This is a genomic window from Lysobacter sp. KACC 24251, from assembly GCF_057747755.1.
The window spans coordinates 1,618,685-1,638,689 of the sequence record NZ_CM173222.1 but is presented as its reverse complement, the minus strand read 5'-3'; the positions used below and the strand labels follow the sequence as shown (position 1 = coordinate 1,638,689).

Genomic DNA, 20,005 nt, shown 5'->3' with positions numbered 1-20,005 from the left:
CCTGATGCCCGTTGCCTTGATGACCTATTCAGCTTTGGCGCCACACACTGCGGCCATCGCAAACGCCATTGCAGTTGGAGCAACGCCATGAAGCGCATCACCTTGTGGGCAGCCCGGATCAGCGTAGGCGTGCTGGCCGGCGCGATGTTCACCTCTTCCGCGCTCGCCGCCGCGCGGGACGACCTCAACACCTTCACCAAGGGGTTGAAGGGACTCAATGCCACCTTTACCCAGCAGGTCTTCAACGAAAAGGGGCGGCTGAAAGAGTCCTCCAGCGGCCGATTGGCTTTGTCCGCACCGCGCCTCTTCCGCTGGGAATACGTAAAGCCGTATCCACAGTTGATCGTGGCCGACGGCCGCAAGGTGTGGGTGTACGACCCGGACCTGCAGCAGGCGACGGTCAAGCCGCAGGGCCCGGAGGAGCAGAACAGCCCGCTGGCCGCGCTGGTCGATCCCGCCAAGCTGGATGCCCAGTTCGTCGTCAAGGATGCGGGCGCTGCCGATGGCATGAACTGGCTGTCGCTGGCGCCTCGCAACAGCGAGGCAGGCTTCCGTACCGCGCGCCTGGGCTTTGCCAATGGAGCGTTGTCCAAGATGGTGATCGTCGACAGCCTGGGGCAGCGCACCGAAATCCGCTTCAGCGGCTGGAAGCGTAATCCTGCGTTTTCGCGAGGCACGTTCAGCTACACGCCGGCGAAGGGCGTGGACGTGATCGGCGAGGGGTGAGGACCCGGTTGCCGCTTTCGAACCGGTTTCACGCTGGAAAGCGCCAGCGGCAACCGGCAGATGAGTGGCCTTGGCCAATCGACGGCGGGGTGTCAATGGACGGCGGGGAAACCCGCCGTCCGCGTTTCTTGATCCGTGTGTGCGGGAGCGATGCAGCCTTCCCTCGGGCAGGTTATCGCCAGTAATCGGTTGCACCGGCATTCACCTTCGAACCCCTGCGATCACGAAACTTCCACGGGGCGGCTGGCACTTTGCCTGCAACGCCCCGCAACCAGCGCGGCGTCCAGGACAGGGTTGGACACGCCATGCTGCTTCGCACCGCCATTTCCTCCGCAGTCCTCGCCTCCGCGGGCGCTTTGGGCGTGTTCTCCACGGTGCCGGCCACCGAGCCCGCTCCGCAGCCGGCCCCGATTTTCGTGGCGGCAGCGTTGGACAAGACGGCGGAGTCGCGAGTGGAAGGCGACCTGGCGATGGACGACGCAGTGGCGGCTTCCCTAGTTGGCGCCATCACCCTTCAGTTTCCGAAGCACAAGGTCGAGGTGAAGCTGGACAAGGTTGACGTGGCCCCACTCAGCCTGCGCGACCGCGCGGTGTCCGGTGAGGGCCGCGTGCGCATCGGCAACGACGACGCGTGGATCCCGCTGGCGTTCAATGCGCTGTACGACACCCAGGACACGGTCGTCACGCAGCCCCAACTCGTCTTTGGCAGTGACGCACCCTCAAGCATGGTGCCGCGCCAATCGGCGCTCGTTCGCGGGCTGTCGGAGCAGGCCAACCGTGTGCTGGCGGCTGAGTTCGGCCAGCAGTCGGTGGAGATGCGGATAGAGCAGGCGAGTACTTCGCCGGCCGGCCGCCGCTACCTGCACATACAGGCTGTGGGACAGGCAGTGTTTGAGGGGGAAGGCGGCGAGCCGGCCAGTGTGGAAGCGCTTTACGACCGCACCACGGGCCAATGGCTGCGCGTCAGCTACGACCTCGGGGGCGTCGCCGCGCGCGGCGCTGTCGCCCAGGGTTGATCGGCCCGCCCAACTGCGGTTGGGCACTTATGCACGGGCAGTTGGTATCTTGTGTGGCCCGTACTACTCGTTGATGCACCGTGCCCCGGCCGAGTCCGCCGCCCCCGTTCACCGAAACAGCCTCTGATCTGCTGAGCGTCGACCGCGACGCGATGCGGCCCTTGGCCGAACGCATGCGCCCGCGCACGCTGGACGAGATGGTGGGACAGCGCCGTCTGCTTGCACCCGGCAGCGCGCTGCGGCGAGCGGTTGAATCCGGCCGCATGCATTCGATGATCCTGTGGGGCCCCCCAGGCTGTGGCAAGACCACGCTCGCCCTGTTGCTGGCGCGCTACTCCGACGCCGAATTCCGCGCGATCTCGGCGGTGCTTTCCGGCCTCCCCGAAGTCCGCCAGGTCCTGGCCGAAGCCGCGCAACGCTTCGCGGAGGGCCGCCGCACGGTGCTGTTCGTGGACGAGGTGCATCGCTTCAACAAGGCCCAGCAGGACGCGTTCCTGCCACACATCGAGCGCGGCACCATCCTGTTTGTCGGGGCGACCACCGAGAACCCGTCCTTCGAGCTGAACTCCGCGTTGTTGTCACGCTGCCGCGTGCACGTGATGGAGGCGGTGTCGGCCGACGACATCGCGATTGCCTTGCGCGCGGCCCTGGACGATGGGGAGCGCGGCTTGGGCGGGCAGGGCGTCCGGGTATCGGACGAGTCGCTGAGATTGATCGCGACCGCGGCCGATGGCGATGTGCGCCGCAGCCTGACGCTGCTCGAGATTGCCGCCGAGCTGGCGGTGGACGAAGGCGGTGAGGTCACCGAGGCGACGCTGGGCCAGGTGCTCGCCGACCGTACGCGCCGGTTCGACAAGGGCGGCGAACAGTTCTATGACCAGATTTCGGCGCTGCACAAGTCGGTACGCAGCTCCAACCCCGATGCGGCGCTGTACTGGCTGGCGCGGATGTTCGATGGCGGATGCGATCGCGCGTACCTGGCCCGCCGGCTGACGCGGATGGCCGTGGAGGACATCGGACTGGCCGATCCCCGCGCGTTGCAGATGGCGATCGACGCGTGGGAGACGTACGACCGCCTGGGCTCGCCGGAGGGGGAACTCGCGCTGGCCCAACTCACGATCTATCTGGCCAGTACCGCCAAGTCGAACGCGGCCTACGTGGCGTACAAGGCCGCCCAGCAGGACGTGTCCCAGTACGGCACGCAGGACGTGCCCCTCCATCTGCGCAACGCTCCCACCCGGCTGATGAAGCAACTGGGCTACTCGAAGGGCTACCAGTACGACCACGACCGGGAGGGTGGGGTGGCGCTGGACCAGACCGGTTTCCCGGATGCCATGGGGGAACGCGTGTACTACCAACCGGTGGAACGCGGGTTGGAGCTCAAGCTCAAGGAAAAACTCGACCGCCTTCGCGCATCGCGGAGTGCGGCACGGGGGGGCGGACCGACCGGCATCCCCGAATGACGGTTGCGGGCAGGGACGGCCACAGGCAAGCTCAGGAAGCTCCCGCACCACCGAATGCAGACGCCAGTCCTGGGGAGGACCCGATGCGAATTGCCATAGCCGCCATCCTGGGCGGAATCGTGATGTTCCTGTGGGGCGCCGTGGCCCACACGATGCTGCCGCTGGGCGAATTGGGTATGCACACCGCCGTCGAGCAGGACACCGCGCTCACGGCCATCACCCGCAGCGCCACGAATGGGGAGGGGGTGTACATGCTGCCCGGCATGGACCCTGCGATGTATGCGGATGAAGCCGCGAACAAGGCCTTCGTGGAGGCCAACCGGGACAAGCCCTATGCCTTGGTGATCTACCAGCCCGATGGCAACCCGGCACTGGAGAACATGGGGCCCAATCTGGGCAGGCAATGGGCGTCCGATACGCTCGCAGCAGCGGTTCTGGCGTGGATTCTGTCGTTGGGTGTTTGGAGCTTTGGTCGCCGGGTCCTGATCGCTGCCGCCGTGGGGGCCTTCAGTTGGGCGACGATCAGCTTGCCGTACTGGAACTGGTACATGTTCCCGATGGATTTCACGCTGGCGAATCTTGTGGAGCAGGTGGTTGGTTGGTCCATCGCCGGTGCGGCCATGGCCTGGTGGCTCGGGCGAGGGGATAAGCGTGCGCAGTGAGCATGCCGCTGGCGCAGGGAGCGATTGATGCCGGCGATCTGGTGGCAGCAACTGGGTCTGGTCATGCTGGGCGGCGCATTGGGGGCCGCCGGGCGCCATTGGCTTGGCGGGTTGTTGCTACGGCAACTGGGCAGCGGTTTTCCCTGGGGGACGTTCACCGTCAACATGCTGGGGTCCTTCGCCATTGGTTTCCTGGCGGTATGGCTGGAAGCCCGAGGTCCCGTTGCCCTGTACTGGCGGGCTTTCCTGATTGTCGGCGTGTTGGGCGCACTGACGACGTGGTCTTCGCTGATGTTGGAGTGCTTGCTGATGGCGCGCTCCGACCGGCCATCGATGTTGGTGGGTTACCTGGGCCTCTCGATCGTCACCGGCTTGGCGTTGGTGTGGGGCGGCGCCCGCATCGCCGGCATGATCCGCACGCCGGCTTGGTGAGCGCAGGAGAGGGTGGCTCTTCGCAGGCTGTCGACTTGAGTGAACCGAAGCCTGACGTCGGATTTTCGTGGTGGCGATTTCACCCGTTGTAGCCAGTCAAAGGTCTAGCTTCTCCGCAAGAAAATTGCGGAGAGGCGAAGATCATGGTCAGGCATTCAGGCGTGTGGGCGCTGGTCGCACTGGGTGCGCTGGTTGTCGTGGTCGTGGTCGGTGTGGCAGCCAAGATTGGCATGGACACCTCGCGCTACCTGGAGACCGTTTCCGAGCAGCGCGACTGGACCGTGCCAGGCCGCGAGGACACCCAAACCGCGACAACGGGCATGCAGCCCGTCGGCACGGTGGGGGAAGTGGCCGTGGAAGCACCTTGATCGGCCCGGGCAGTTCCCGGGCCGATCCGTACGTCACTTCATAAAAGACGCAATCCTAGAAATACCCACAGGTATCGGTCAGGGCGCCACCCGAGCCATCGACGCCTCCGTTGGTGCTCCATTCCAGGTAGATCCCGGAGCCGGTGCCCTTGAGGGTGACGTCTGCCCGTGCGGTCCCGGCGAACGTGTGGGTGCATTTTCCTTCCGAGACCGCCTTGCCCTTGCGGCCCGTGGTGCCGGTGCCGTGGCGCCAGCCGCAATCGGTGGAGTAACCCAGCGTGCCCCAGGCGCTGGAAGCATTGCTGTAGCCGTACATGGATGGATAGCAACTGGAGTTGCAAGTGATGCCTACCTGTTGGCCCCCCAGGCTCTTGCTGACCAGGGTCATGCCGTAGACGTTCTTGTACGTAACGGTCCTTGCGCTCCAGGTGAGCGATCGTCCAATGATGTTGATGTTGCTCGCCAGGCGGCATACCGCCTGGGTGGAGAGGCCGTCAGAGGATGCGCTCTGCTCCTGGATCCTTGGCGCGTACCCCTCCGCCTTTGCCGTGCGGTAGTTGTTCACCACTGAGTCCAGGAATTCGATCTGCGGGTCGTAGACGACGCAGTGATCCTGTGCTTTCCAGCAGAATTCCAAGGCGCGATGCTCGCGCGAGTCGCTTCCGGCGGTCGCCCGGACCAGCAGCACGCGATAGGTGCCCCGGTCCACGGGGAGGCCTACAACGTCGAAGCCCTCAACGCCACCTTCCAGTTCGGAGCGGTCGATCTGCGCCGCTAGCGGCTCGAACCTGGGCCCCTGGATTCGACTGGATCGGGTTTCCTCGAATCCCAGGCGATAGATGGGTTCACCTGTCAGTTCAGCGAACGACTTGCCTTCGAGTCGCTTCATGGGGCCGGACGCCACCGTGCGCACGTCGAATGAGACGGCACTATCGGATGCGGTGGAGAAATCGGCGTAGATGCCTTCCGCGTAACGATCCCGACCATTGTCGGATTGCGCTGAGATCGCAGCGGCGGAGGAGAGGGTGACGAGTACGGCTGCAGAAAGAACAGACCACTTCACGTTCGACTTCATGTCTAACACTCCTTGTGGTTGTTGCAGTAACCCCGCGAACTGCGGCGGGGTATGAGGCCATGGGAATCCCTCCGATCCAGCCCCCTGCTGGAACGCCTTCCTACCTGTGTCGCGTTTACCCTGGATCAGTGACAGTCCCGGCGACAAGACACACCACTTCGTGGGTGCCTGGCACCCATGCTCGGCACTGGATGTGTCAATCGCCAGCCCATTGGAGACACACACGTTGGCCGTAAACTGCGATTGGCGTCACGTTATGGGTCGTTGGCGCGCGCGGAACCTGGGCTGGTCTGAGTCCCGAGGCTGGTGGGGCGGGGTCGAAACCAAGGGCAAAGGAATAACCGGACCAGCACGTCCGTTTAGGACTTCGCATAATGCCTATTATGTTATAGGTGCAGGACTGGCTGTCGGGCCATGAGCACCGATGCCCCTCCGCGGCCTTCGTGGCGCGATGGTCGTCTTGCTCTTGTATCCGTCCGGGTTCATGGCCTGCCACCGCCATGCGTCGCGGCACATGGCCTCAACATCCAGGTGTGCGCGCCAGCCAAGTAGACGACGTGCCAATGATGGGTCCGCGTACACTTGGGCAGCGTCCCCGGGACGGCGTCCGACAATCTCGAATGGAATGTCACGCCCCGATGCCTGTTCGAAGGCGCGAACGAGCTCCAACACGCTGATGCCCCGGCCTGTTCCAAGGTTGACGGTCAAACTGCGGTCTGCCGTTGCGAGGTATTCCAGCGCATCAACGTGCGCTTGGGCCAGATCTGTCACGTGGATGTAGTCGCGGACCCCAGTGCCGTCAGGCGTCGGATAATCGCCTCCAAAGATGCTCAGTTTCCTGCTCCGGCCAGCGGCGACGCGGCAGATGAAGGGCATGAGGTTGTTGGGTATCCCCGCGGGATCCTCACCGATCAGGCCGGAAGGATGCGCGCCCACGGGATTGAAATAGCGCAGGTTCGCGACACGGAAGGACGTCTGTGCGCGGCACAGGTCTCCGATGAGTTGCTCCACGACAAGCTTGGTCCGGCCGTAGGGGTTGGTGGCATCCAGGTGGCAGTCTTCCGTGACTGGCACTTTCTCCGGGTCTCCATAGACCGTCGCCGATGAGCTAAAAACGAGCCGCTGCACATCGGCAGCCTGCATGGCCTGCAAGAGGTTGATCGTGCCACTGATGTTGTTGTCGAAGTAGGCCAAGGGCCGTACGCAGGATTCGCCCACGGCCTTCAGCGCTGCAAAATGAATCACGGAATCGAATCGGCGACGGGCGAACAGTTTGGCCAACCCTGCCCTGTTGCGCACGTCGATGCGCTCACACTCGATCGGTGCACCCGTGATGCGTTGAAGCCGGAGCAGGACCCGCGGCGAACTGTTGGTGAAATTGTCCGCTATGACGACGCGGTGGCCCCGCTCCATCAAAGCGACGCAGGTGTGGCTGCCGATGTATCCGGCGCCACCGCATACCAGGGTGCTCATGGGTGACATGTCGGCAATGGATGTCCGCTTGAACCTTGTCGTCTTCCCAGAGACAACGGGAAATACATCCGCCTTCGTCCACGTTGCCGCTCCCGGCTGGCCCTGACACCTGATCCGTCCAGGGTCCGTGGACGCCCGGCGTCATGGTTGGCCATTGAGTCGATTGACCATCCAATCGGTGGTCGTAGTGATCAGTCGTTCCCGCTGTGCACGCACAAAGTAGGTGTGGTCGCAGTCAGGCCAGTAGTGGAACGCAACCCGGGGATCTCGCGTGGCAGGTCCGAAACTCCATCCGAACTGCCGCGGGTGGAGAAAGCGGTCGCCATAGCCGCCACTAAAGACCCACATGAAACGGACGTCACGCGCTACCAACTGCTCGAACTGTCGTCTAGCGGTTGCATGGTCCGGCCACGTCCGAAATGAGTTGGAATCCAGACCGGGCCTCCCCTTCATCCGAGCGGGCAACCTGCGCGCGAAGTGTCTCCATTCCCTGGGCATCCGGCGCAGCAGGCTGAGGATGTGGGCGTAGTGATACCAAGGACCGGCAAAACATATCCCGTCGAGCAGCAACAAGGCCGAGACCCGAGAATCGGCGACAGCCACATCCCACGCCGTATCGGCTGCGCTGCAGATGCCGCCAATCGCAAAGGTATGGCAACCATGGTCCAACTGCAGTTGGTCGATGGCGGCCATGCTGGCCTGGGTGGCATCGCACCCCGCGATACGCGGTGCTTCGCCGACTCCCGGGACGTCGTAGCGGAAGCAACGGATTCCCTGCCTGGCGAGGCGATCGGCCAGCAATACGTGCATTCGAAATGGCCCGGCGCGTGGCTGCAGGCCCGCACTCGGCAACAGGAGCGTGCAACCGTTGCCGCCAACTCCGCTCAAAATGCCGGTCAGTCGCTGGTCTGGACCGAAGCGCACAAACACTTCATTCGTGGGTGTGACATTCAGGTCGGGGACGTCCAGATTGACGGTCATGCCCGCACTTCCATTTGCACCGCCCTGCCCAGCTGCCCCACCAGCTCGCGCACCGGTGGGGTCACGAAGAATGTCGCGTCCATTGCGGCGTCAGTGCTGAAAGCCGGCGCGCCGGGGGGCAGGGAGAGTACGTTATCGACGCCTTCCGGCACCGCGCCGGGATTGGCTCGTGCGATCAGCCATATGGGAAGGCGCGTCCCCCGCACGCTGTCAAGCCGCGAATGTGCGAGGTCAGCAAGAAGCGCTCGTGAGGCAGTGAAACCCATGAGTTGGCCGTCGGCCCGATCCGTAATGCGAGGTACACCCGGGCGCGCCGGTGGCCGCGTGGCACGCTCACGGGCATCGCTTTCCTGCAAGCGCTGCAACCAGTCGGCACCGTCGATAATCGGTTCCCAGAGCACGAGCAGGTCGGCGGCACCGCCCTGCTCCGCCCAGCCCCGGAGGGCGAGCGCACTCCCGCGCCAAGCGCACACGCACACCCTGCTGACACCCGTCAGTTCCCGTAATGCCGCGATCGCAAGGTCGAGGTCACGGCGGATGGTTGAGAAGTCCAGTTCCTCCCCCCCTCCCCCGGAGTCCCCCGTCCCCTGGAAATCAAAGCGCAAGCTCGGTAGTCCAGTCTTCGCAAGCTCGCTGGCGATTTCGGTGAGGAAGCGACGGGTTCGGGGTAGCTCATGAAGCAGTGGCGGAACCAGGACGATACCCGTGGTGGGCGTCCCGGGAACCGCGTGCAGGGCTGCGTACAAGCGATGGGACGCGTCGCCGATCCAGTGTGGATCCCAATCAACGCTCATGGCCGGAGCCTGCCGATATACCAAACAACCGTCGAAGCCCACTTCCGATCCGAACGCCCATGCCTGGGTTGTCGGTGGGACCGTTGGTAGGCAGCGGCAAGCTCAGGGCAACCTGCGCCAAGGTCTCCGCGCCTAGGCGAATGAGCTTGATGCGGTGACCTGTATCGCGCTCGACGCGGCTGGCCATCTGGACCGCGAGCATGGAATGTCCGCCCAGCTCGAAGAAATTGTCGTCCTTGCCTGCTGGCACGCCCAGCAGCTCAGACCACACTTCGGACAGGTACCCGATCCTTGGATCCAACGCCCAGCCCTCCCTGCCCGGGATGGGTGTGTCGGCCTGCTGCTTCGCGCCGGGTGGCGGCAGTGCGCCCCTGTTGACCTTTCCATTCGGAAGGTGCGGGATCGCGTCGAGAAGTACGAAGTGCTGTGGAAGCATGTAAGCAGGCAGACGCTCGCGAAGATGGGAACGCAGTGCTGCCTCATCGACGCTGGCGCCCGGTGTTGCCACCATGTAGGCAACCAGGCGCTGGTCATTCGGCCGGTCTTCCCGAACGATCACGACGGCAAGCGCGATCTCGGCCCGTGAGGCCAGATTGGCTTCAATCTCTCCAAGCTCTATGCGGTAGCCGCGGACCTTGACCTGGTTGTCCAGTCGGCCCAGATGCTCAAGGTTGCCGTCAGGGCGCCAACGTCCGCGATCGCCGGTGCGATACAACAACGCCTCACCGGCGGATTTAGCCAAGTGCAACTTGCTATCCGTGTACCTGTCAGCCACGAAGCGGTCTTGCGTCAACTCGGGCCGGTTCAGGTATCCCTTGGTGACGCCCTGCCCCCCTATGCAGATCTCGCCAGGCACCCCGAATGGGCAAAGCTCCCCATGCGGATCCATGATCCAGATGCTCGTATTGGCGATAGGCCGACCAATGTGGATGTCGCAGGTCTGGCCGGCACCACCCGCTTCAATTCGTGCGCAGGTCGACCACACCGTGGTCTCCGTGGGGCCGTAAAGGTTCCACACCGAGTCCGTCTTCGCTACCAGGGCAGCCGCGACATCCGGCGTCATCGGTTCGCCCCCGCACAGGACCTTGAACCCGCTCGGTGCGTTCCACCCTGCTTCGAGGAGCAAGCGCCAACTGGATGGCGTTCCCTGCATGACCGTGGCTCGACAGCCCTCAAGCAACCCGCGTAAGGCCTTCCCGTCGACTGCGGCTTCCTGATCTGCAATCACGACCACCGCGCCCACAGACAAGGGCAGAAGCAACTCAAGTACCGCGATGTCGAACGAGAGTGTTGTAATGGCCAACAGCCTGTCTTCGGCCGAAATCCCGGGCGTGAACTGCATGCTCGTAAGGAAGTTGGACACGGAGCGGTGCGGGACGACGACGCCCTTGGGCCGCCCCGTCGAGCCCGATGTGTAGATCACATAGGCCGGATCCTCGGGAGTCGCGCAATGTTCTCCCTTCTGGAGTCTCTCAGCCGGGGCTGCCGCGATTTCTGCAGCATGTGCGTCCACCAACAGGATTGGTCTTCCGCGCAGGTCGAAACGCGCCGCGTATGCGCTCGTGGTGACCAGGAGGGAGAGGCCGGCGTCAGCAGCCATGTATGCGAGACGTTCAGAAGGGAAAGCCGGGTCCAGCGGGACGTACCCCGCGCCTGACTTGAGAATGCCCAGGAGCGCCGCAAGCATGTCCACGCCGCGGTCAAGCGACAGGCCTACCAGCGAGCCGCGGCGTACACCCTGTGCCCGCAGGACTTGCGCGATCCGGTTCGCGTAGGCTTCCAGCTCCGCGTAACTGGATCGATTGATGCCCGCCATCACGGCGAGGCGATGTGGTTCCCGATCGCATTGCCGTTCGAAGTGCTCGTGCATCCTCCATGCATGCTCATACGGCGTCGGATCGGGTTGCAGCGAATCAAGCTCTTTGCGGGCGACGCCGTCAACCAGCGGCAATTTCGCCAACGCGGTCATGTCCGAAGCGACCGCTGCGCGTAACAGCGTCTCGTAGGCCCGCAGCCACCGTTGTATGGTGGCGGCTGTGAACAAGTCGGTGTTGTACTGGCACTCGATCCGCAATTCACCCTTTACCTGAACAGCGTTGATAAACAGCTCAAAAGTCTCGAAACGCCGGGGATTGCTATCGAAGTCCATTGATAGTCCAGCAAATGCGGTGCTCTGCTGGTCAAGGGCCTGGTCGAGGTTGAACAGCACGCTGACCAATGGCATGCGCGCCGGGTCACGGGCAATCCGGAGCTTCGTCAATAGCGTGCCGAACGTGCACTTCTGGTGCTCAAGCGCGTCGAGAAGCGTGGTCTGTGCGGTATCCACAAGCTCCGCGAATGTGGCAGCGGCGTCGACGCGGAAGCGCAACGGCAATGTGTTGACGCAGTGTCCGACAAGATCGTCGGATCCCGCCACCGGTTGGCCCGCGGCCGGGATGCCGACGACGATGTCACCCTGCCCCGCCAGCCGGAACAGCAGCCCTGAGAATCCTGCCAGGAGCGTGGCGAACAGGCTTGCCCCGCGGCGCGCTCCGGCTTGGCGAAGAGCGGAAAGCAGGTCCTGTCCCAGCGAGTGATCTACTCGCGCAGAGGCAAAGCTTCGAACCGGTGGGCGCGCTCGATCGGTGGGAAGCTCCAGGATCGGTGCGGCGCCGGGGAAGCGTGAGAGCCAATAGGCGTCGTCAGCAGAATGCGTTCCATCCTGCTTGGCGTCGGCTTCGAGGAGCGCGTAGTGGCCGAACGCTGCTGCTTCCGGCAATGCGACCACAGAGCCGTCCCGATAGTGGCCATACAGTGAGCCCAGCTCCCGAACCAGCACCCACCACGACCAACCGTCGCAAACTACGTGGTGTGCGGTCAGCAACAGGAGGTGTTCGTGCGGACCGATGCAGAGTAGCTCCGCTCGAAAGAGCGGGTCCGTGGCCAGACAAAATGGCGTAAGCACGGATTCCCGAAGCCGGCAGGAAACGGCATGTTCCGCGTCCCCCGCCGAGAGGTCGGAAAAATCCCTTTCCGGCAATCGCATGCTCAGGGTCTTTCGGATGCACAGTTCAAGTCCGCCCGGGGCGACATTGGCCCTCAAGGCATCATGCCGGTCGACGACATCCTGCAGGGCTCGGCCGAGTGCAGCTCTGTCCAGGGCGCCATGGAATCGCAATGAGACGGATAGATTGAACGCGAGTGAAGCATCCTGGCTCAACTGGTCTGCCAGCCATATCTCTCGCTGTCCCTCGGTTGTTGGCACGACCAGCGCCAGCTCGCCTCCTGCGAAGGGGTCGTAGTCGACAGCCTCGAAGGCCGAAGTTGTGGCAGTCGCTACAGTGTTCATGTTCCCACCTTCAGGAACTTTCCGGCCCGATCGGGATCAGGGAGGAACCACGCCGGCTGGCCGCCAGGATCACGCCCCAGTCGCGCTCCGGGCAGCACGGGATGTGATGCGGCCATGTGCCTGTTAACGTTGCGGCGCATCAGACCGCCCGCCACCGTCGTTTCATCAGGATCGGCTGCTCGCGCTGCTTGCGCGACTTCACCCGTCTCCTTCGGAATCTGCTGGTCAAGGTAGCCAGCCAATTGGTCCAGACTGGCAAGTTCACTCATAAGCTGCCGGAAAGTGATCTTGACGGGGAATGCGCGCTGGAGTTGCAACGCCACCTGGGTAAGCATCAGGCTGTCGAGCCCCAGTTCGATGAAGTTCGCATCTGTGTCAGCGTGGGCGAGGTCGAACCCAGCCGTGTCCTCGAACAGGTCCCTCAACTGGACGAGTAGCCGAGACCGTCTATCACCGCCGACGGTACTGCTTGCCACGAACGGGGCACTACTCGTTTCAGCTTCCTGCGGTTGCTTGACAGGAATTGAACTGACGACGGGCAGCGCGACAACGTTGCCTGCCGGAGCGGCTTCGATCCAGTAACGCTGACGTTCGAACGGATACGTGGGCAATCGCACTCGATGGCGTGTTTGGCGGCGGTCGAACCAGGTGGTGTCAACTCCGACGCCGCGCACCCACAGTTCTCCGGTAGCCAGGCGCACGCTATTCGCCTCCGTGGCCGGGCTGTCGCCCAGACTCGCCACCGTGGCGATGCGGTGCTGCTGCGTCGAGGGATGTTGTCGGGACAGCGCACACAACGTCGCCCTGGGACCTACTTCAAGTAGTACCCGGGACGGTTTGTCCAACACACGGCCAATCGCGGAGGAGAACCGGACTGGCTCACGCAAGTGCGCGGCCCAATAATCCGGTGATGTAGCGCTCTCTTCGTCCAGCCAGTTGCCCGTGGCAGTGGATACGATCGGGATTCTCGGCGCCGACAATTCGATTGCAGCCACTTCGGCACGGAAAGGCGCCACCACCGGTTCCATCATCTGCGAGTGGAAGGCGTGTGACGTGCGCAACGCTCGACATGCGACGCCTTCGGATTCCAACTGTGCCTGGAACTTGGCGACTGCATCCAAAGTGCCTGAAACCACGCAGCTTCCCGGGGCGTTCTCGGCGGCCAGCGAAAGCTCTGAGGGCAGCCGCGATGCCAACTCCGCAAGCGACATCCTCACTGACAGCATGGTGCCAGGCGGCTGTGCTTGCATGAGTGCGCCGCGCTTGGCGATCAAGCCCATGGCGGCGGCAAGGCTGAATACGCCTGCGAGGGTGGCCGCAACGAACTCGCCGACACTGTGGCCGATCATCGCGGCCGGCGTGAGACCTTGGCTGATCCACATTCTCGCCAATGCGTACTCCAGGGCGAACGTAGCCGGCTGCATGATGGCCGTTGGCGTCATGGCCTCCGGAACGTCACTGAACATGCATTCGTGCAGGTCGAAGTCCACCGTCTTCCCCAATGAGGCAGCGCACTCGTCCAGGGCTATGCGGAACTCCGGCTCGGAACCGTAGAGACTCCTGCCCATGCCGGGATAGGTCGCGCCTTGGCCTGGGAAAAGAAACACCACATCACTGGGGCGCGCTGGGCGACTGCGCGCTGCCATCGCTGCCACCTCTGGGCTGCGCAGTTGGGTTACCGCATCTGTCGGCTGATCGGCAACGATGGCCAGCCGGTGTGGGAATGACTTACGGCCGACAGCGAGTGTCCACGCAACATCCGCCAGGTTGACATGTGGTTGGGAATCGAGATGCTCGGCCAGCCGTTCCGAGGCGCGTGCCAGCGCGGTGGGTGTGCGCGCGGAAAGCACCAGGAGTTGGGGGCCGCTTGCCGGCTCGGATTCCGGCCGCGCCGGGGCCTCTTCCAGTACGACGTGGGCGTTTGTGCCCCCCACGCCGAATGAGCTGACGCCCGCGCGACGTGGCCTACCGTCATCAGGCCACTGGGTAAGCTCGGAGTTCACCACGAATGGTGAGGTCGAGAATGCAATCGACGGATTGGGCGCACTGAAATGCAGGGTGGCGGGAATCCGGCGCTCGGCGAGGGAGAGGGCTGTCTTGATCAGCCCTGTTGCACCGGCGGCAATCACAAGATGACCGACGTTGCTCTTCACTGAGCCAATGCGGCAGAACCCGTTCTCTTCGGTTCCACGACGAAATGCCCTCGTCAAGCCCTCGATCTCGATGGGATCGCCAACGGGCGTGCCCGTTCCATGCGTCTCGACGTAGCTGATGCTGCGCGGGTCGACCCGCGCCCGCTCGTGGGCCATCGCGATCACCGCGGCCTGTCCATCGCTGCTGGGTGCGGTGAAGCTGGCTTTGCCGCCACCATCGTTGTTGACCGCTCCACCCAGAACCACGGCAAACACCTGGTCGCCGTCGGCCATTGCATCGGACAGGCGTTTGAGCATCACGACGGCAGCGCCATCGCTGAACACCGTCCCCTGGGCCTTGGCGTCAAAAGCCCGTGTGTGGCCATCGGGCGACAGCATGGCTCCCTCCTGGTGGAGGTACCCGCTTCGGGGTGGACAGGTAATCGTGACGCCCCCGGCCAGTGCCATGTCGCAGTGGCCGAGGCGGAGGCTATCCATGGCCTGGCAAACCGCCACCAGCGAGGTCGAGCACGCCGTGTGGATACTGATGGCGGGGCCCGTGAGGTTCAGCTTGTACGCGACACGCGTGGCGATGAAGTCCTTTTCATTGTCGAGCATCACCTGGAATGCGCCCACCTTGTCGATCAGGTCAGGACGTGCCGCGACGTGTCGCTGGAAGTAACTGGCATTGAACATGCCCGCGAACACGCCAACCGGGACCGGCACGTCATCCGGCACGTATCCAGCCCTTTCGATGCATTCCCAGGCAAGCTCCAGCAGGATCCGCTGCTGCGGGTCCATCAGCTCGGCTTCCTTGGGTCCGACTCCGAAGAAGCCCGCGTCGAACAGCTCGACACCCTCGACGATTCCGCGCGCCCTCACGTACGCGGGGTCGTTCCGTTCCACATCCGACACCGCGGGGTCGAGATCCCCGGGTTCGAAGAAAGTGATCGTGTCCCGTCCTTGGCACAGGTTTGCCCAGAACGTTTCGACGTCGGCGGCGCCCGGGAACCGCCCGGCCATCGCGATGATGGCGATGGGTTCGTCCACTGTGGTGTTACCGGTCTCGTGCCGGGAAGGGAAACGCGAGGCGGGAATGCCCTCGGCGTCATGACCTTCAAGGGCGGCGGCCAGCTTGGCGGGCGTTGGATTTCGGAAGAATTTCGAAGTCGGAATGGTGCGCGTGGCTGGCGTGTGTGAAGCCTCGCGCATGCGTTGCAGCAGGCGCGCGGCAAGCAGGGAATCCCCGCCGAGTTCGAAGAAATTGTCGTGGCGACCAATCGCGTCTATGGCCAGGAGGTCACTGAAGAGCCCGCAAAGCTGTGCTTCCAGCGCACCCACGGGCGGTTCAAATGCGCAGGCCAACTCGGGCCTCTGCCGGGTAGGTGAAGGAAGGGCTCGGCGGTCAAGCTTGCCGTTTTCGGTCAACGGAAGGGACCCGAGCTCGACGAACGCACTGGGGATCATGTAGTCGGGCAATGCCACCGCGAGATGGGTGCGAAGGTCAGCCTGTGACACATGCGTATCGACCGGGACGACATAGGCAACCAGTTTCGCCTCACCGTGATTGTCCTGGGTCCTTGCAACGACCGCGCAAGCACGTACGGAAGGATGGCGTGCGAGGACGCTTTCAATCTCGCCGGTTTCGATGCGGAAACCACGGATCTTTACCTGCTGGTCGCTGCGTCCAAGGTATTCGAGGTCGCCGTCGGGAAGCTGCCGCGCCAGGTCACCGGTCTTGTACAGGCGCACGTGAAGGCCGTCGGGTGATTGCCAGTCGAAGAACCGGTCCGCGGACAACTCGGGACGATGGAGATAACCCCGGCACACCCCTGCCCCAGCAACGTGAATCTCGCCGATCTCCCCTGCAGGCACGGGCATGAGGGTCGGGTCCAGTAGATACAGTTCCAGATCCGGAATCGGCTCCCCGATCATGCTCCCTGCATTCCGGTCGACGTCCGCCCAGCTGATGGGACGGTAGGTGACGTGAACCGTTGTTTCGGTGATGCCATACATGTTGACCAGTTGTGGTTGCCGGTCCCCATGCCGTTCAAGCCACGGCCGCAGCATCTGCAGTTCCAATGCCTCGCCACCGAAAATTACATAGCGGAGCCGGAATTCGGTTGTGGCGACTCCCGACACCCTGTCTGCGTGGATCAGTGCCTTGAATGCCGACGGCGTCTGGTTCAGGACGGTGACACGTTCGCGCACCAGCAGGTCATGGAACTGCTCCGGCGAGCGGCTGGTCAGGTACGGGACCACCACCAGGCGTCCGCCGTGGATCAGGGCGCCCCATATCTCCCAGACCGAAAAGTCGAACGCGTGGGAATGGAAGAAGGTCCAGACGTCCGTGGGCCCGAACTGGAACCACGGTTGGGTGGCGGTGAAAAGTCTTGCAACGTTGGCGTGCGTAACCAGGCAACCCTTGGGCCGGCCCGTGGAGCCTGATGTGTAGATGACGTAGGCCAGGTGATCGCCGTTCGCCAATGGCTCGGGATCATGGCTCGGATGGGCCTGAAACTCGCGCCATGTGTCGTCCAGTACCAGCGTGGGCACATCGGTCAGAGGCAGGGACTCGCGCTGCGATGCGGATGTGAGCAACACGACGGGACGTGCGTCCTCAAGCATGAACTGCAGGCGCTCGGGCGGGTAACTCGCGTCAAGGGGCAGGTACGCCCCTCCCGCCTTGAGGATGCCAAGCAGCGCCACCACCATCTCCGTGGAGCGCTCCATCCCAATCGCGACGAGGGCGTCGGGACCTACGCCCATTTCCCGCAGGCGATGTGCCAGCTGGTTGGCCCGGAGGTTCAGCTCCCGATAATTCAGGCTGGTGCCTTCACACGTGACCGCTACGGCCTCGGGCGTCCTGGCGGCCTGCTCTTCTACTCGTTCATGTATGCAGCGCGATCTGGTGGACAAGATATCGCTTGACCATGGCCGATCGGATTGCTGGCTCATGCGAACCTCCCAGAAAGCGCTCGCATCACCCTCGGCGGCACCTGCCGGTTGCGATGGCCCTCGCAGTTCACCCCCTTGGGGACTGCCGTCCGCGGGTCGTCCATGATGATTGCGCTGATGTGGGGGCAAACGTTGCGACGGCGGCACTGCGGCCATTCCACCCATGCCCACTGGGCAATCCGGGAACGGGGAACTGACCGGCCCAAACCCACGGCTGCGTTGTCAACCAGAGGGACACCGGCTCCGGCTGTGGACGCACGCGGGAAACGCCAACATGGTCAAGCCAACAATTGTGCTCAATCCATCGGCCGTTTGCCGGAAGTTGGGCCTGGTGGCCATGGCGCTGGTGGCCGTCAACATGGCCCTGCAGACCTACCGAATCCTCGCTAATGAGCAGGACGTACCAGGCTTACCCATGATGAGCCTGGACAACGAGCAAAACGTTCCTGCTCTGTTCTCCACACTGTTGCTGTTCGCCGCGGCACCGATCCTGGCCTATATCGCCGCGAGGGACCGGAAGGACGGAGGGAGGGATGCGGCCAAGTGGGCAGTACTGGCCTGCGGGTTCCTACTGATGGGGGTGGACGAGTCGCTTTCGCTGCACGAACGCATGATTGATCCATTGCGTGCCCTGCTGGGTCGCAGCTTCGATCTGGATCGGCTGGGGATCTTCTATTTCGCGTGGGTAATCCCGGGCATCATCCTGGTGGCAGGCCTTGCCGTGTATTTCCTGCCTTTCATGAGCCGCCTGCCCCGCCGAACCGGGATCATGCTGTTCGTGGCTGCGGCGATCTACCTGGGGGGCGCAATCGGGGTTGAGCTCGTGGAGGGGTGGTGGCGCGAGGGCCATGGTCACCGCAACGTCATGTACCACGCGATGGTCAGCCTGGAGGAAGGCCTAGAGATGGTCGGGGTGGTCATCTTCATCCATACCCTGCTCGACTTCATCTCGACGCAGTATGGGCAGGTGAGCATTACCGTGCTTAGCCCTCGCCATGCCACCGCTGGCGCCGATGATCCAGCGGAAGAATCCCCAACTGGACCGGTGCTCCGGCCTAGCGGAATCCACCCGGCTCCGCGGGGGACGGCGACCTGGTAGGAGGTGTCGCCCCGCTGCTGGGAATTTACCTTAGACGCGCCTCGTGCAGCCCCAAACGGCGACCGGTGGCGATGGCGTGGGGCTCAGCCAAGCCGCGGTGACCTCTGCCCCGGGCGCGCCGGCGACGGCCGCGACCCAGTTTGGTCCGGCATCGATCATGCGCACCCGGCTGCTTCCACCCTCTGGTAGATCCAGTAGCGCATTTTCGGGCGCGGGGAATGTGTGCATGTCGCGACTCAGGCCAATTCCCGCAGCCTTGAGGAAAGCTTCCTTCCTCACCCAGAGAGCGAGGAGGGCAGCATTGTGCGCGGCCGTCCCGGGGCATTCCATGCCTTTGGCGTCCCCGGGATGGAAAATCCAGTCGCCCACTTGAGGCATGACCGCGGAGCGACTCGCGGGTTCGAGGTCCACGCCCACCGGACCCGTAGTGGTGACCGCAATGGCCACGGCGCGGCGGTCCGCATGGCTGAGGCTGGTGGACAACAGGCACCCCGGAAGTCGGGGACACCCTGCATCGTCACGAACCAGCGGGACAAGGCTTGCTTCGCAATTCAAGGCCCGGCCCAAGAGAAGGCGATGCAGGGCGTATGCCATCGCAAGGGCATCGCGATCTGCCTCCGCCCGTCGGCTCGCGACCCGCCGTCGCTCGGCCGGGCTCAGGTACGCGTGGGCATCTGGTAGCCAGGACTTCCAGTCCTTCAGCGCGAACAGGCCAACGAAGATGCCCAGGTCGATCAGCGTCCCAAGCTCAGGCAACTTCATTGCCCCCTCGAAAGCCGCATGCAGCCCGCTGGCGAAGAGCCGGCCCGAGCCTCTATGTGAATCCAGCGTAAGCATTTCCACACCTTCAATGAGGTGATCGCAAATTTCCACACCTTCAATGAGGTGATCGCAACTAGCGAACGCACTGCCGATGACGCACAGGACAGGTGCAAGGGCCGACGATCGAAGGTCACGCGTCCCGTTCATCTTCGACACCCCAATACGGGTGCGACTGGCACAGTGCCGGACGTACACTATGGGGACGATGCTCTGGTCTCGCCTCCTCCCCCGGCTGCTGTTGGCGCTCTGCCTGGTCCTTAACGGGATTGGGACCTCCGCGGCGTCCCTAAGCATGCACCTCGGCGAGGACGCGTTGACCACCGCGTCCCAGCGATCCGCGCCTGCTGATCTAGCTGCGAAGGCCCTGGCGATGGACCACGGTATGGCAGCCGACAGCCATTGTGCTGATCAGCAGCCGGCGGATTGTTGCGACCCCGGACAATGCGATGGCGCCTGCGTTCCAGGTGTCACGGCGATCGTTGTCCGCGCCTGGTTGCCCACCTTGCCTGACCTGTCGGCGCGGCTCTCCGAGGGGCCTGCGCCCGTCCGCAGGGATCCTGCACTGCCACATCCCGTCAGGCCGCCAATAGCCTGATCGCAAGCGCCCTCCAGTGCCCGCCGCCGGGCGGGCACGAAGCCGTGGGCCGACGCCCGCACTGCCGCCAATGCGTCCGTG

15 protein-coding genes are annotated in these 20,005 nt (G+C 63.8%); 8 read left to right on the top strand and 7 right to left on the bottom strand.

The genetic code is table 11. From position 1 onward, the window contains the following. The first annotated feature begins 87 nt into the window (after positions 1-87). From lolA to AC3ARF_RS07695, 6 genes are all read left to right on the top strand, one after another. Complete coding sequence (gene lolA / locus AC3ARF_RS07720) at positions 88-726, top strand: outer membrane lipoprotein periplasmic chaperone LolA (RefSeq protein WP_498926728.1); 639 nt, start codon at positions 88-90, stop codon at positions 724-726. Between the two features lie 305 nt (positions 727-1,031). Beyond that, positions 1,032-1,742, top strand: coding sequence for a hypothetical protein (locus tag AC3ARF_RS07715; RefSeq protein WP_498926726.1), 711 nt, complete (start codon positions 1,032-1,034; stop codon positions 1,740-1,742). Between the two features lie 152 nt (positions 1,743-1,894). Beyond that, positions 1,895-3,205 (top strand): replication-associated recombination protein A, encoded by a 1,311-nt coding sequence (locus tag AC3ARF_RS07710; RefSeq protein ID WP_498931803.1) that lies wholly within the window; start codon positions 1,895-1,897, stop codon positions 3,203-3,205. Positions 3,206-3,288: 83 nt separating this feature from the next. Further along, positions 3,289-3,867 carry a hypothetical protein gene (locus AC3ARF_RS07705; RefSeq protein WP_498926724.1) on the top strand — a complete coding sequence of 193 codons (579 nt, stop codon included), beginning with the start codon at positions 3,289-3,291 and terminating at the stop codon, positions 3,865-3,867. 27 nt (positions 3,868-3,894) lie between these two features. Further along, positions 3,895-4,299 carry a fluoride efflux transporter CrcB gene (crcB, locus tag AC3ARF_RS07700; RefSeq protein WP_498926722.1) on the top strand — a complete coding sequence of 135 codons (405 nt, stop codon included), beginning with the start codon at positions 3,895-3,897 and terminating at the stop codon, positions 4,297-4,299. A gap of 143 nt (positions 4,300-4,442) precedes the next feature. Then, a complete protein-coding gene (locus AC3ARF_RS07695; RefSeq protein ID WP_498926720.1) occupies positions 4,443-4,667 on the top strand; it encodes a hypothetical protein in 225 nt (74 codons plus the stop codon). A 55-nt stretch (positions 4,668-4,722) separates the two neighbouring features. Here the strand turns inward: AC3ARF_RS07695 and AC3ARF_RS07690 are convergent, their stop codons facing one another. From AC3ARF_RS07690 to AC3ARF_RS07665, 6 genes are all read right to left on the bottom strand, one after another. Then, positions 4,723-5,742 carry a hypothetical protein gene (locus tag AC3ARF_RS07690; protein WP_498926718.1) on the bottom strand — a complete coding sequence of 340 codons (1,020 nt, stop codon included), beginning with the start codon at positions 5,740-5,742 and terminating at the stop codon, positions 4,723-4,725. Between the two features lie 381 nt (positions 5,743-6,123). Further along, positions 6,124-7,215, bottom strand: a complete 1,092-nt coding sequence (gene galE / locus AC3ARF_RS07685) for a UDP-glucose 4-epimerase GalE (RefSeq protein ID WP_498926716.1) — start codon at positions 7,213-7,215, stop codon at positions 6,124-6,126. Positions 7,216-7,356: 141 nt separating this feature from the next. Next, entirely contained in the window at positions 7,357-8,196 is an 840-nt protein-coding gene (locus tag AC3ARF_RS07680) for an alpha/beta hydrolase family protein (protein ID WP_498926714.1), read from the bottom strand. Continuing rightward, positions 8,193-8,990 (bottom strand): alpha/beta hydrolase family protein, encoded by a 798-nt coding sequence (locus tag AC3ARF_RS07675; RefSeq protein WP_498926712.1) that lies wholly within the window; start codon positions 8,988-8,990, stop codon positions 8,193-8,195. Before AC3ARF_RS07675 ends, AC3ARF_RS07680 begins: the two co-directional genes overlap by 4 nt. Beyond that, complete coding sequence (locus tag AC3ARF_RS07670; RefSeq protein WP_498926711.1) at positions 8,980-12,318, bottom strand: non-ribosomal peptide synthetase; 3,339 nt, start codon at positions 12,316-12,318, stop codon at positions 8,980-8,982. Before AC3ARF_RS07670 ends, AC3ARF_RS07675 begins: the two co-directional genes overlap by 11 nt. Continuing rightward, positions 12,315-17,408 carry an amino acid adenylation domain-containing protein gene (locus AC3ARF_RS07665; RefSeq protein ID WP_498926709.1) on the bottom strand — a complete coding sequence of 1,698 codons (5,094 nt, stop codon included), beginning with the start codon at positions 17,406-17,408 and terminating at the stop codon, positions 12,315-12,317. The genes AC3ARF_RS07670 and AC3ARF_RS07665 overlap by 4 nt, the downstream gene beginning before the upstream one ends. A 274-nt stretch (positions 17,409-17,682) precedes the next feature. Between AC3ARF_RS07665 and AC3ARF_RS07660 the strand changes: the two genes are divergently transcribed. Further along, a complete protein-coding gene (locus AC3ARF_RS07660) occupies positions 17,683-18,507 on the top strand; it encodes a DUF8692 domain-containing protein (protein WP_498926708.1) in 825 nt (274 codons plus the stop codon). Positions 18,508-18,537: 30 nt separating this feature from the next. Here AC3ARF_RS07660 and AC3ARF_RS07655 read toward each other — a convergent pair whose 3' ends face one another. Further along, entirely contained in the window at positions 18,538-19,476 is a 939-nt protein-coding gene (locus AC3ARF_RS07655) for a 4'-phosphopantetheinyl transferase family protein (protein ID WP_498926706.1), read from the bottom strand. Here AC3ARF_RS07655 and AC3ARF_RS07650 point away from each other — a divergent pair. Then, positions 19,421-19,924 carry a CopL family metal-binding regulatory protein gene (locus AC3ARF_RS07650; protein ID WP_498926704.1) on the top strand — a complete coding sequence of 168 codons (504 nt, stop codon included), beginning with the start codon at positions 19,421-19,423 and terminating at the stop codon, positions 19,922-19,924. The two genes, AC3ARF_RS07655 and AC3ARF_RS07650, sit on opposite strands and share 56 nt — an antisense overlap. Positions 19,925-20,005 lie beyond the last annotated feature (81 nt).